This is a genomic window from Rhizobium sp. Leaf371 (assembly GCF_001424045.1).
In the GTDB taxonomy this organism is placed as follows: Bacteria; Pseudomonadota; Alphaproteobacteria; order Rhizobiales; family Rhizobiaceae; genus Ferranicluibacter.
This window is the reverse complement of the sequence record NZ_LMQB01000002.1, coordinates 68663-82376: the sequence shown is the minus strand read 5'-3', so window position 1 is coordinate 82376 and position 13714 is coordinate 68663. Positions and strand designations below refer to the sequence as shown.

The window sequence follows — 13714 nt, the reverse complement described above, 5'->3', positions numbered from 1 at the left end:
CCGGATGCCGCTGGCGTTAGCACAGCTGACGCCGCGAAGAAACCGCAGCAGATCGCGGCCGGCCGTCATTTCCAACGAATCCGGCCGTGTCCGTTGGCTTTTGGATCGCGCCTCATGTCTGACGGGACAAAATCCACTGGATTTCCGGCTGGTCGCCGGCGGAAAAACCGATCGTCAGCATCTGCGTCTTCCGCAGACCCGACGGGTCGGCAAAGAAGATATCCTCCTCCACCGCGATCTCGCCATCGCGGCAGGTCAGCACCCAGCTGTCACCGTCTGGGGCGACCAGTCGCACCTCGTGTGCATCGGCTCTGCGCAAGGTGATGGCAGGATGCACATGGAACCGCGCCACCGCCTGTGCGGACTGCTGAGGACCAGGATCCGTCCCGTCTTCCGTGACCAGCCGGTCCCGGCCGCGCAAGGTCGTGCCGGTTGCATTGAGGCTCAGATCCCGCTCGTGGACCAATCCGAAGGTACCGGCATAGCCGTTATGGCGTGCAACGACGCTGTCGCCGCCGTCGCTGACAGAACGCTTCGCCGCAACCTTGGTCACGCCGCCGGTAACGATGGGCCCGAGAAACCGCGAGGTCGAGAGGCGGGCAGAGGATCGATCCTCCACGGTGACAGTGGAATGGGCCGCCGTCAGCCGCGCCATTTGCCGGTAGCGTTCGCCGGCAAAACGCGGCGCACCCGAATTGATGATGAAGCGGTGACGCCCCGACGAGAGCTCGAACGAGAGACAGCCGGCATGGGCCTCTCGCGAAAGCGCCGCCGAGATCGGGCAGCCCGTATCCATCACGACGACGACGTCCTTTGCCGCCAGCCGCTCGTACTGGCTGTCGGGCAAGCCCTTGAACGGCTGGCCTGCCGTCTCGTCGTAGCGCAGCACCGACATGAGTTCGTTTGCCTGCGCCGAGGTCGCGCCGTTGAAGAGCGCCAGCTCGCCGCCCTGATGTCGGAAGAAGCGCAAGGCGGGAAACATCCGGTCGATCGACGGGATCAGCTTGACCGGCACGTCATGCCCGAGATTGACATAAGTCTGGCGGAGCGGCAGCAGATCCAGAAGCAGATCGAGTGCGACCCGCGGATTGCGGGAGACGTGACCACCATCGGGGAGGATCTGGCGGTCGAGTTCCTCGTCGAGATGGCGCGCGGCCCGACGAATCGACGACGCCGAGGCCGGCATCGCCACCGTCGCAAAAGCGATGGCGACCCGCACGCGCAGCCGGCCCTCTCCGTCCGGCACCGCATCGGCGACATGCCGGAGGTAGCGCACATGAACGGCCAGGCTTTTCAGAAACCGGCGGTAGAACACATGATCCGCCTGCTTGAGGATGACGGGCGAATGCGACAGCCACGCGATCAGCCGCTGTGCCGCGACATCGGGCTCCCAGGAAACCCCCTTCATGAGGCGTCCATGCGTGGCGATCCACCGGCTGACAAGCTGGCGCGCGCGGGCAAGATCGTCTTCCTCGGACAAGGCCCGGATATGCCGGGCCCAGCTGAACGTGTGCAGGCGGATGGCGAATTCCCGTGACGGGAGATCGACTTCGAACGGAGACTCGCCGCCCGTTTCGAGAATGCGACCGGCAAGCGGGAAACGCCCGGCAACGATCTCGCTCGCGACATGCGGATCGATGACCCTGAGATCGGTCGGCGCGACGATCAGTCGATCCGGTGTTTTCCCGGAGAAGCGCAGAAACGAGACGCGCCCAAGCACCAGGCGGCGCGACAGGCGCCACCAGGCCTCTCTTCCATAGAGATAGATCAGCCGTCGATTGTCAGCCATGCGCATGAATTAAATGATGCCCTACCCCGTTCCGACAGCCCTGCGGAACGTCCACGATTGGGACACAGTGACGTGTTTCCGCGCGTCGCGCCAGTGGAGGACGCAGCGAACGCTTACCTTGTCGATATGGAAACTGTGTCCTTACAACGATCTACGCAGGACTGTGGCATAAAAGCCGTCCAGGCCCCCGGCAAATCCATCCTGGGCCGCAAGCATGGCCGGCGTGGTGCGCAGCTCCCCGAGAGGGGTCACGGCATGTTCGAGACCGGGAAACGCTCCGGGTTCAACAGGGACACGCTCGCAACCGCCACTTGCAAGGACGCGCGCAACCATGGTCTCGCCCTCGGCAGGATCGAGCGAGCAATTCGAGAAGACCACGATCCCGCCTGGCTTGACCACGGTCAGCGCATGGCGGAGCAGGCGCTCCTGCAGGCCGGCGAGCTTGGTAATATCGTCAGGACCTTTGGTGTAAGGCACATCGGGATGCCGGCGGATCGTGCCGGTCGAGGAGCACGGCGCATCGAGCAGGGCGGCGTCGAACAGCGTTTCAGGTCGGAAATCCGCCATGTTGCATTCGCGTGTTTCCGCCGAGAGACCGAGCCGCTCAAGATTGCCATTGAGCCGCTTCAATCGGCTGGCAGACTGGTCAAGCGCTGTCACCTGCGCACCCGCGCCGATCAACTGGGCAGTCTTGCCTCCGGGCGCCGCACAGAGGTCCACGACACGTTGGCCGGCGATATCGCCGAAGAGTTTAGCCGGAAGCGACGCTGCCGCATCCTGGACCCACCATTCGCCCTCTTCGAACCCGTCAAGGCTCGAGACTGTCCCCTGGAAAGACGCAAGGCGCACGCTTCCGGTCGGCAGGACAAGGCCGCCAAGGCGCTTCGCCCATCCTTCCGGGTCGGATTTGACCGTGATGTCGATCGCGGCCGGCTCGAGAAGCGCGTCGGCAATGCGCCGCGCTTCCTCACGACCATAGGTCGAGACGAGCATGTCCATGTACCATTTGGGCAGCGAAGGTGTCATTTCGGAGGCGATTCGAAGCAGATCGTCCTTCTCGCGCGACAGACGCCGCAGGATGGCGTTCGTCAGGCTGGCAAAACGCCGATTGCGCGGGTCGGCATTGGCCTGCTCCACGGCGAGATCGACGGCCGAGTGGTCGGGAATGTCGAGATAGACGATCTGTGTCGCGGCGACCACCAACTGGTGGTGCAAGGCCCGCGCCCCGTCCGGCAGCGGGGTCTTCAGAAGTTGATCGAGCATGAACTCGATTCGTGGAAGATGCCGCAATGCCGTGTGAAGGATGGCTTTGACGAGCGTTCGATCGATGTCGGAAAGCTGTCGGTAGGCGGGGTTGCCGCCGATCGGATCGAGCATTCCATCCAGCGAGATCTTCTTCTCGAGGACGGCACCCAGCAGTTTCGCCGCCGCCTGTCGCGCAATCAGGCCAGGCTTCTCAGGGCCGGGAGCGGGCCGGGAAGATCGTTGCGTCGCCGAATCGTTCTTTGTCTTCGTCATTAAGACCACGGGCCCTTTGGAGGTTCGGAGCGATCATGTCCCCAGCCAGTGCTGGGAACGGACCGCGTCTTTCGCGTCGCCGTAGCAGGCGCGGCGGTGCGCGTCGAGGGCTGGGAAAACCGAGACGCCATGTCTTCGAGCGCCGCGATACGATTTTCCGTGGCCGGGTGGGTCGAGAACAGATTGTCCATCCGCTCGCCGGAGAGCGGATTGATGATGAACATATGGGCCGTCGCCGGATTTCGCTCGGCTGCGGCATTCGGGACATGAGAGGCGGCGCCGGCGATTTTCCGGAGCGCCGAGGCGAGCGCCAGAGGTTGCCCGCAGATCTCCGCGCCACGACGGTCAGCCGAATATTCACGTGTCCGGCTGACGGCCATCTGGACCATCATCGCAGCGAAGGGCGCGATGATCATCGCTGCAAGCGTTCCGATGAAGCCGAGCGGATTGTTGTTTTCGCGGTTGCCACCGAAGAAGAAAGCGAAATTGCCGAGCATCGATATCGCCCCGGCCAGCGTTGCGGTCAGCGTCATAGTCAACGTGTCGCGATTCTGCACATGAGCAAGCTCGTGCGCCATCACGCCTGCAACTTCGTCATAGGTCAAAGCCTGGAGAAGTCCCGTCGAGGCGGCCACGGCGGCGTTCTGCGGGTTGCGACCTGTCGCGAACGCGTTCGGCTGTGGGTTGTTGATGACATAAACGCGCGGCATCGGCAGCCCGGCATTGGCCGCAAGGTCGCGAACGATGCCAAAATATTCCGGGGCGCTTCGTTCATCGACCTCTTGCGCATCATACATCCGCAGCACGAGCCGGTCCGAATTCCAATAGGAAAAGAAGTTCACGGCAATGGCGATGAGCAACGCGATCATCATGCCGCCCCGACCGCCGATCAGGAGGCCGATCCCCATGAAGAGCGCCGTCATGAAAGCCAGAAGCATGGCCGTACGAAGGAGGTTCATACGCATCTCCAAAGACAAAGGTGCATTTTTGACGGCGTTTCACGTGAATCATCGTGGGATTGCCGCGTTTCACCCTATATGATGGGGCGGAGATGCCACGGATTCAACGGCGTAGTGAGGTCACACAATGCTGAACGACAACGACAACAACCAGGAGATACCGGGCAAGGTTCTCTCGCCGGCGGCGCGCCGTGCTCTTGACGAAGCCGCTGCACGCCGCGCAGCCGAAGAAGCTTTGGAACTGCCGACCGAAATCGGCGGGCGCGGCGGTGCCGAGCCCGTGCGCTTTGGCGATTGGGAAATCAACGGCCGCGCGATCGATTTCTGAGTCGAAAAGAGGTCGCGGGCCGGCGGACAGGTCGTCCGACGGCCATCGGCACTATTTTCTGTTCTGGCGATTCTGAATGAGATCGTCCACCACGGCCGGGTCCGCTAGCGTCGATATATCTCCGAGTGCGCCGAAGTCGTCTTCCGCAATCTTGCGGAGAATGCGCCGCATGATCTTGCCGGAACGGGTTTTCGGCAGCCCGGGCGCAAACTGGATCTTGTCCGGCGACGCGATCGGTCCGATCTCGTTGCGAACATGCGCCACAAGCGCCTTGCGAAGGTCGTCGGACCCTTCCCGTCCCGACATCAGGGTCACGTAACAATAGATGCCCTGACCTTTGATATCGTGGGGATATCCAACCACAGCCGCTTCCGAGACCGCATCATGGCTGACCAGCGCCGATTCCACCTCGGCCGTGCCCATCCGGTGGCCGGAGACGTTGAGCACGTCATCCACCCGGCCGGTGATCCAGTAATAGCCGTCCGCATCGCGCTTGCAGCCATCCCCGGTGAAATACTTTCCCTTGTAGGTCGAGAAATACGTCTGGATGAAACGCTCATGGTCGCCGTAGACCGTGCGCATCTGGCCCGGCCAGCTGTCGGCAATGCAGAGATTGCCGTCGGCGGCACCCTCAAGCACGTTGCCCTCGTTATCGACAAGCTCCGGCCTGATGCCGAAGAAGGGCAGCGTGGCAGAACCGGGCTTGAGCGGCGTCGCGCCCGGAAGCGGCGTGATCATATGGCCGCCGGTTTCCGTCTGCCACCAGGTATCGACCACGGGGCAGCGACCGTCGCCCACGACATCATGATACCACTGCCAGGCCTCCGGATTGATCGGCTCCCCGACCGTGCCGAGAATGCGCAGGCTCTTGCGCGAAGACCGCTTCACAAAGGCATCGCCGGCGCCCATCAACGAGCGGATCGCGGTCGGCGCAGTGTAGAAGATGTTGACCTGATGCTTGTCGATGACCTCCCAGAACCGGCCCTGATCGGGATGGTTCGGTACGCCCTCGAACATCAGAGTCGTCGCGCCGTTCGCGAGCGGTCCGTAGACGATGTAGGAATGGCCGGTCACCCAGCCGACATCGGCCGTGCACCAGTAGATATCGCCGGGATGATAGTCGAACACATATTCGTGGCTCATCGCGACATAGACGAGATAGCCGCCCGTCGTATGGAGCACGCCCTTCGGCTTGCCGGTGGAACCGGAGGTGTAGAGGATGAACAGCGGATCTTCCGCCTGCATCGGCACGGGCTCGCAGGTCGGCTCCGCTGCCTGAGTGGCGGTATGGTACCAGATGTCGCGCCCATCGGCCCAGGTGATCTTGCCGCCGGTGCGGCGCACGACCAGCACGGTTTTCACATCGACACCATTCTTCGCCGCAATCTCCACGGCCTTATCCGTGTTGTCCTTGAGCGGGATCGGCTTTCCGCCCCGCATGCCCTCGTCGCAGGTCACGACGAAGGTGGACGCACAGTCCACCAGCCGCCCGGCCAGAGCATCCGGCGAGAAGCCGCCGAAGACGACGGAGTGGACGGCGCCGATGCGGGCGCAGGCCAGCATCGCATAGGCGGCCTCCGGGATCATCGGCATGTAGATCGTGACGCGATCTCCCTTGGCGACGCCCTGCGCCTTCATGACGTTGGCCAGCCGGCAGACATGCTGGTGCAGCTCGCGATAGGTGATCTTCTTGTCGATGTACGGATTGTCGCCTTCGAAGATGATGGCGACCTGATCGCCGCGCGTCTCCAGATGCCGATCGATACAGTTGTAGGACGCATTGGTCTGCCCGTCCTCGAACCACTTGATCGAGACATCGCCGGTAAACGAGGTGTTCTTCACCTTCGTATAGGGTTTCGACCAGTCGATCCGCTTGCCGTGCTCGCCCCAGAATGCATCCGGATTTTCGACGCTGTCACGGTACCACGCATCATAGGTCGCCTTATCGACAAGGGCGCGTGCCTGCGTTTCCTTCGAGACGGGATAGGTCTTGTCGGACATGGTTTTCTCTCTCCCTGCTGTCGTGCGCGCACATCCTCACAGCGCTTTTCAGGCGATACATATCAGGTGCTGAGCCGGCGGCAATGAGACGAAAGTCAGGACGTCGAGAAGAATTGCAATTCTGCGACAAGAGGGGTATAGAAGCGCCCTATTCCCGGAAATCAGTGGTATTCCACGGCCCGCGACACCGGCGCGGCGGACAGAAGGACTATATCTATGGCTCAACAATTGCTGATGCCGAAAGCCACGGCGGTCTGGCTTGTCGATAATACCGCCCTGTCGTTCGAGCAGATCGCCACGTTCTGCAAGCTGCATCCTCTGGAAGTCAAGGCGATCGCCGATGGCGAATCAGCCCAGGGCATCAAGGGCCTCGATCCGATCGCTACCGGGCAGCTGTCGCGCGATGAAATCGTCCGCGCCGAAGGCAATCCCAACCACAAGCTGAAGATTTCCGATCCGAAGGTCCGCGTGCCCGAGTCCAAGCGCAAGGGTCCGCGCTACACGCCCGTGTCCAAGCGCCAGGATCGCCCCAACGCCATTCTCTGGCTGGTGCGCAACCATCCCGAACTAAAGGACGCCCAGATCTCGCGTCTCGTCGGCACCACCAAGTCGACGATCGAGCAGATCCGCGAGCGCACACACTGGAATTCGGCCAATCTGACGGCGAGCGACCCGGTCACCCTCGGCCTCTGCAGCCAGATCGATCTCGATCTCGAAGTCGAACGCGCCTCCAAGGGCCGCCCGCTGCCGACAGCCGCCGATCTCGGCGCAACGCTGGAACCGGCGCAGGAAACCGAACGCTACAGCTATGGCTATGAGCGTGAGGAAGAGAAGGAAATGGATGCCGACGCCGTCTTCGCAAAGCTGAAGTCGCTGAAGTCCTCCACGCCGGACGAAGAAGAAGAGAAGTACTGATCCGCAGACGCGTCATTGCGCCATGTATGAAAAACCCGGCCGCGTGCCGGGTTTTTTGTGACCTCGGGTTTCATGCGCCTCAAGCCGGCTGCGCGGCACCATCGCGAAGGCCGAAAATCGCCGAGCCGACGCGAACGCTGGTGGCTCCAAAGGCAATAGCGACGTCGAAATCGCCCGACATGCCCATCGATAGCTTCTCGACACCGTTCTCGGCTGCCAGCTTTGCCAGCAGGGCGAAATGTGGGCCTGGATTTTCGTCCGCCGGCGGAATGCACATCAGTCCCTCCACGGGCAAGCCGAGCGTATCGCGGCACATCGTCACGAATGCAGCCGTCTCCTCCGGGGCGATGCCGGCCTTTTGCGGCTCAAGCCCGGTATTGACCTGAACATAGACCCGAACCGGCTTCCCTTGACACGCGATTTCCGCTGCCACCGCCCGTGCGATCTTCTCGCGGTCGATCGTTTCGATGACGTCGAAGAGAGCGACGGCATCGGCCGCCTTGTTGGACTGGAGCGGGCCGATCAGATGCAGCGTGATATCCGGCGTCTCCGCCTTCAACCCCGGCCACTTCCCTTGCGACTCCTGCACGCGGTTTTCGCCGAACACACGCTGCCCGGCGGCGATAACGGGCCGAATGGCCTCCGCATCGAAGGTCTTCGACACGGCCACGAGCGACACGGACCCATGGGGACGCCCGGCTTGATCCTCCGCTGCGCGGATACGCGATATGACGTCTGTCCACTGGTCCACACGGCTCATCGGAAGGTCTCCCTGGCAGGTGTGTGGCGAAAAGCGCCACAAGTCTGCGCGGATATAGACAATCCGCAGCAGCCCGCCAAGCGGACTTGCGGCGGGACAGGCCAGGCCTCTGCAAAGGCCCGCAAAACTTGACGCTACCGTTGTTTCATGATGAAGGTCACGCCACATAAGACCGAGCGGCAGCGCCCCGCCACAATTTCCGGAACGACTGAACACATGGCCACAGAACGCTATAACCCGCGCGATGCAGAACCTCGCTGGCAGCGCGAATGGGATGAGAAATCCGTCTACAAGACGGACAATAACGACCCGCGGGAGAAATATTACGTTCTGGAGATGTTTCCTTATCCCTCCGGCCGTATCCACATGGGCCATGTCCGCAACTACGCGATGGGCGACGTCGTCGCTCGCTTCAAGCGTGCCCGCGGCTACAATGTCCTTCATCCCATGGGCTGGGACGCCTTCGGCATGCCGGCCGAGAATGCCGCCATGGAGCGCGGCGTCCATCCCGCGGAATGGACCTACCAGAACATCGCCTCCATGCGCGCGCAGCTCAAGGTCATGGGCCTGTCGCTCGACTGGAGCCGCGAGTTCGCAACCTGCGACGTCGCCTATTATCAGCAGCAGCAACACCTGTTCCTCGATTTCATGGAAAAGGGCCTCGTCTACCGCAAGCAGTCTAAGGTCAACTGGGATCCGGTCGATCACACCGTGCTCGCAAACGAGCAGGTGATCGACGGGCGTGGCTGGCGGTCGAACGCACTCGTGGAGCAGCGTGAGCTGACGCAGTGGTTTTTCCGCATTACCGATTTCAGCCAGGACCTGTTGGACTCTCTCGACACGCTGGAGCACTGGCCGGAAAAGGTCCGGCTGATGCAGAAGAACTGGATCGGTCGCTCGGAAGGCCTGTCCATCCGTTGGGAACTGGTTCCCGACGCGCGGGCGTCCGGTGAAACCGAGATCGAGGTCTACACCACCCGTGCAGACACGCTGTTCGGCGCGTCCTTCCTCGCTATTGCCGCAGATCACCCGCTCGCTCGCAAGGTTGCTGCCGGCAATGCCGAGCTTGAAGCCTTCTGCGACGAGTGCCGGCGCGCGGGAACCTCGCTCGCTGCGCTGGAAACCGCCGAGAAGCGGGGCGTCGATACCGGCTTGCGTGTCCGCCATCCGCTCGACCCGTCCTGGGAGCTGCCGGTCTATGTCGCCAACTTCGTCCTGATGGATTACGGCACGGGTGCCATCTTCGGCTGCCCGTCCGGAGACCAGCGTGACCTCGATTTCGCGCGACGCTACGACTTGCCCGTCACACCCGTCGTGATGCCCGCCGATGGCGATGTCGCCACGTTTAGCATCGGCACGGAAGCCTATACGGGCGATGGCGTCATGATCCATTCCCGCTTCCTGGATGGCCTGACGCCGGAGGCCGCCTTCGAGCGCGTTGCGGCTCTGCTGGAAAGCCAGAACGTCGACGGTCGTCCACAGGCCGAGCGTAAAACAAACTTCAGGTTGCGAGATTGGGGAATTTCTCGCCAGCGCTACTGGGGCTGCCCGATCCCGGTCATTCACTGCGAGGTCTGCGGCGTCGTGCCGGTGCCGAAGAAGGACCTGCCGGTTCGGCTTCCGGACGACGTGACGTTCGACAAGCCCGGCAATCCGCTCGACCGCCATCCGACCTGGCGCCATGTCGGCTGCCCGCAATGCGGCGCCGCTGCGCGCCGTGAAACCGACACGATGGACACCTTCGTTGACTCTTCCTGGTATTTCATGCGTTTCACCGCGCCGTGGGAAGAGCAGCCGACCAACCGCGCCGCGGTCGATCGCTGGTTGCCGGTCGATCAATATATTGGTGGCATCGAGCACGCGATCCTGCATCTCCTCTATTCCCGCTTCTTCACCCGCGCCATGAAGGCTGCAGGGCATGCGGGGCTGTCAGAACCGTTCAAGGGGCTCTTCACACAGGGCATGGTCGTGCACGAGACCTACAGCCGCGGCGAAGGTGCACAGCGCGAATGGATCAACCCATCGGCCGTCACCATCGAGGATCTCGGGAACGGCCGCAAGGCGACCTTGAATGAGACCGGCGAGGACATCGCCATCGGCTCCATCGAGAAGATGTCGAAATCCAAGAAGAACGTCGTCGACCCCGACGACATCATCGCCTCCTATGGTGCGGACACGGCACGTTTCTTCGTGCTGTCGGATTCGCCACCGGATCGCGACGTCATCTGGTCGGAGGCGGGCGTCGAAGGCGCGCATCGCTTCGTCCAGCGCGTCTGGCGCCTGATCTCCGAGGCGGCGCCCGCGCTGTCTGCCGCCAAGGCTTCACCGGCGAGCGACGGTCCGGCTCTCCCGATCTCACAGGTCGCCCACAGGACGCTGAAAGCGGTCGAGGCAGACTACGAAAAGCTCGCCTTCAACAAGGCCGTGGCGCGTCTCTACGAGATGGTGAACGCCTTGGCCGCGCCTTTGGCGGATGTTGCTACGGGGGCAGACGCCGCGACGACGAACGCCATGCGCGACGCGGTCGAGATCCTGATCCACCTGATGGCGCCGATCACGCCGCATCTCGCGGAACAATGCTGGAGCGTCATTGGCGGCGAGGGTCTCATCGCCCAGGCTGATTGGCCCCGTTTCGACGAAGCGTTGGTGACCGTTTCCGAGATCGTTCTTCCCGTGCAGATCAACGGCAAGAAGCGCGCCGATTTGACAATCGCGCGCGATGCAGATCAGACTGCTGTCGAGGCCGCCGTACTCGGTCTCGAAGCCGTGCGGACCGCACTTGAAGGCCGGACGCCGAAGAAAATCATTGTCGTGCCGCAGAGGATCGTAAATGTCGTCGTCTAAATTCGATCCTCGCCGTCGTATCGCCCTGGGCCTTGTCGGCATTTCTCTGCTACTGGCGGCAGGCTGCCAGGTGCGCCCGCTGTACTCCGATGGACCCAGCGGTGCCCCCGCAACGGCGCTGGCGTCGATCGGCATATCCGAGGCCCGGGACCGGGTGGAGCAGCGTGTTCGCAACGCACTGATCTTCCTGACGTCCGGTGGCAAGGGCGAACCCGCCGCGCCGCAATACCAGCTGGCGCTCACCGTCAGCCACCAGGCAACCGGCGTGCTGTTCAACGAGCGCAACGACAACGACACGGCATCCGCCGGCCGCCTGACGGTCGAGGCCGATTACAATCTGACGCGGGTCGATACCGGCAAGACCGTGAAGTCGGGCCATCGCAAAGCCGTGGCCCTTGTCGACTTCCCGGTTCAGGAATTCGCCAAGCTGCGCGCGATCCGCGATGCGGAGAACCGGGCGGCCAAGGAACTTGCCGAGATCATCCGCGCGGATCTTGCTGCAGCTCTTGCCAACTGATCCGGCATCGGCATGAGCGAAATCAAATCCCACGAGTTCGACAGCTTCGTGGAAAGGCCGCTGCCCAGCCAGCGGCTTTACATTTTTTACGGGCCAGACCGCGGCCTCGTCGCTGAACGCGCTGCCGCGCTCGCCGAAAAGACCGGGATTGCACTGGACGATCCCTTCTCCCTCATCAAGCTGGATGGCAGCGACCTGTCTCCGGGCAGACTTGCCGACGAAGCCAATTCTCTCGGTCTTTTCGGCGGTGGCAAGCTTGTCTGGGTGCGGGCGGCCGGCACGGAAAAATCCCTCAGCGAGGGCCTATCCTATCTTGCCGAAGAGTCGCCCCGCGATGCCTTCGTCATTGTCGAAGCGGGTGACCTGAAGAAGGGGGCAGCACTTCGCAAGATCGGCGAAACCGCACGAAGCGTCCTCTCCGTCGCCTGTTATGCGGACGACGTCAAAGCCATCAATGGTTTGATCGATAAGGAACTGGGGGCTGCAGGCCTTCGCATCACGCCGGCCGCGCGCGAGGCTCTGCGCGACCTTCTCGGCGCCGACCGACTGGCATCCCGGAACGAGATCGTAAAGCTTGCACTCTATTGCCGCGACGAGCCGGTGATCGAGGAGCACCATGTCTTGGAGATCATCGGCGATGCCAGCTCCACCTCGGTCGATGACGCGGTGGACGCCGTTCTCCAAGGCGATATGGACCGCCTCATGACCTCTCTCAGGAAGGTGGAAGCATCGAAGACGTCGATGTTTCTCGTGCTGCAGAGCTGCTTGCGCCAGTTCCAGCAGCTCGATATTCTGCGCGCGGAAATGGACGCGAAACGGCTCGGACCCTCACAGGTCACAGCGACGCTCGGCCGCGGCATCCACTTTCGACGCAAGCCCCTGATCGAGGCGGCGTTGAAGAACTGGGGGCTTCAGACCATCCGGCGTGATCTCCAGAGACTTCAGAACGCCATCCTGCAGAGCCGTGGACGCCAGACGCTGGAAGCGGATATCGCCAGCCAGGCCCTGATTGCCATCGCCTTCCAAGCGGCGAGACAACGCGCCTCTAGCTGAGACGCTGACCCTTAAGCCGGGTCTCGGAGCCGGACTCGTCATCATACTGGCCCGACGGTGGATCGGAGCTCAAACCGTATCGAGAACCCATTTTTACGCACGGTTGATAGCGTTCTATGTGTTTGCGCTTATCGGCGTTCAAGCAGCCGGCAGATATCTTCCAGCTGTTCGAGCGTCGTGTAGCTGATCTTCAAATGACCGCCACTCGCCCGATGATTGACCGAAACCTCGAGCCCGAGCCGATCGGTGAGAGACCGTTCCAGCGCAACGGTGTCGGCATCCTTTTCCGGCCGCGGCTTTGAACCGAAGCCTGGGTCATTCTGCGCCCGGATATCGTTCTGTGCCAGCTTTTCCGTATCGCGAACGGAAAGACCCTTTGATATGATCGCGCGGGCGAGGGTGGTCGGATCGGAGGTCGGGATGAGCGCACGCGCATGGCCGGCCGACAAGGTCCCAGACGACAGCATATCCCGCACAGGCTCCGGCAGCTTCAACAGCCGAAGACTATTGGCAACATGGCTGCGGCTCTTGCCGATGATCTCTCCCAGATCGTTCTGGGTATAGCCATGATCGGCAATCAGCAGCTCGTACCCCAGCGCCTCTTCGAGCGGGTTAAGGTCCGAGCGCTGCACGTTTTCGACGATCGCGATCTCAAGGGCCGTCCGATCGTCGACATCGCGCACAATGACCGGGATATCGGAGAAACCGGCAAGTTGGGCAGCCCGCCAGCGCCGCTCGCCGGCGATGATCTCAAATCGATCGCCACCAACCGTGCGGACGACGACCGGCTGGACGATTCCATGTTGACGGACGGAATTCGCCAGATCCTGTAGCTCTGACTGGTCAAATGTCCGTCGCGGGTTGCGCGGATTGCGTGTGATATGTTCTATCGGAACACGACGATCAGCCGGAACCGTCGGAACTGGCGCCGCCTCGGCAGCCATCGGCTGATCCATTTCACCGATCAATGCTGCCAGTCCACGCCCGAGACGGCGTCGCGCAGGATCTTCGTTCATGCCGTTCTCCTCAT

The 13714-nt window shown here is 62.4% G+C and carries 11 protein-coding genes; 5 read left to right on the top strand and 6 right to left on the bottom strand.

Translation table 11 applies throughout. The features are described from left to right. Positions 1-112: 112 nt before the first annotated feature. From ASG39_RS05120 to htpX, 3 genes are all read right to left on the bottom strand, one after another. Positions 113-1795, bottom strand: coding sequence for a heparinase II/III family protein (locus tag ASG39_RS05120; protein ID WP_062593592.1), 1683 nt, complete (start codon positions 1793-1795; stop codon positions 113-115). Positions 1796-1930: 135 nt separating this feature from the next. Continuing rightward, positions 1931-3307 carry an RsmB/NOP family class I SAM-dependent RNA methyltransferase gene (locus tag ASG39_RS05115; RefSeq protein ID WP_062593590.1) on the bottom strand — a complete coding sequence of 459 codons (1377 nt, stop codon included), beginning with the start codon at positions 3305-3307 and terminating at the stop codon, positions 1931-1933. Next, entirely contained in the window at positions 3307-4266 is a 960-nt protein-coding gene (htpX, locus tag ASG39_RS05110; protein ID WP_062593588.1) for a zinc metalloprotease HtpX, read from the bottom strand. Before htpX ends, ASG39_RS05115 begins: the two co-directional genes overlap by 1 nt. Positions 4267-4393: 127 nt before the next feature. On the opposite strand from htpX, the gene ASG39_RS05105 reads away from it, so the two are divergent. Next, positions 4394-4594 carry a DUF1674 domain-containing protein gene (locus tag ASG39_RS05105; protein ID WP_062593586.1) on the top strand — a complete coding sequence of 67 codons (201 nt, stop codon included), beginning with the start codon at positions 4394-4396 and terminating at the stop codon, positions 4592-4594. Between the two features lie 51 nt (positions 4595-4645). Here the strand turns inward: ASG39_RS05105 and acs are convergent, their stop codons facing one another. After that, positions 4646-6595 carry an acetate--CoA ligase gene (gene acs, locus ASG39_RS05100; protein WP_062593584.1) on the bottom strand — a complete coding sequence of 650 codons (1950 nt, stop codon included), beginning with the start codon at positions 6593-6595 and terminating at the stop codon, positions 4646-4648. A 216-nt stretch (positions 6596-6811) separates the two neighbouring features. Between acs and ASG39_RS05095 the strand changes: the two genes are divergently transcribed. Continuing rightward, positions 6812-7510, top strand: a complete 699-nt coding sequence (locus ASG39_RS05095; RefSeq protein WP_062593582.1) for a DUF1013 domain-containing protein — start codon at positions 6812-6814, stop codon at positions 7508-7510. A 79-nt stretch (positions 7511-7589) separates the two neighbouring features. Here ASG39_RS05095 and ASG39_RS05090 read toward each other — a convergent pair whose 3' ends face one another. After that, positions 7590-8270 carry a YggS family pyridoxal phosphate-dependent enzyme gene (locus ASG39_RS05090; protein ID WP_062593580.1) on the bottom strand — a complete coding sequence of 227 codons (681 nt, stop codon included), beginning with the start codon at positions 8268-8270 and terminating at the stop codon, positions 7590-7592. A 216-nt stretch (positions 8271-8486) separates the two neighbouring features. On the opposite strand from ASG39_RS05090, the gene leuS reads away from it, so the two are divergent. Genes leuS through holA form a run of 3 tightly spaced genes read left to right on the top strand, consistent with a single transcriptional unit; the run spans position 8487 to position 12684 of the window. After that, on the top strand, positions 8487-11114 hold the full coding sequence (gene leuS / locus ASG39_RS05085; RefSeq protein ID WP_062593578.1) for a leucine--tRNA ligase: 2628 nt from the start codon (positions 8487-8489) through the stop codon (positions 11112-11114). After that, positions 11101-11631 carry an LPS assembly lipoprotein LptE gene (lptE, locus tag ASG39_RS05080; protein ID WP_062593576.1) on the top strand — a complete coding sequence of 177 codons (531 nt, stop codon included), beginning with the start codon at positions 11101-11103 and terminating at the stop codon, positions 11629-11631. The genes leuS and lptE overlap by 14 nt, the downstream gene beginning before the upstream one ends. 12 nt (positions 11632-11643) lie before the next feature. Then, complete coding sequence (gene holA, locus ASG39_RS05075; RefSeq protein WP_062593574.1) at positions 11644-12684, top strand: DNA polymerase III subunit delta; 1041 nt, start codon at positions 11644-11646, stop codon at positions 12682-12684. 128 nt (positions 12685-12812) lie between these two features. Here the strand turns inward: holA and ASG39_RS05070 are convergent, their stop codons facing one another. Further along, entirely contained in the window at positions 12813-13700 is an 888-nt protein-coding gene (locus tag ASG39_RS05070; protein WP_062593572.1) for a ParB/RepB/Spo0J family partition protein, read from the bottom strand. Positions 13701-13714 lie beyond the last annotated feature (14 nt).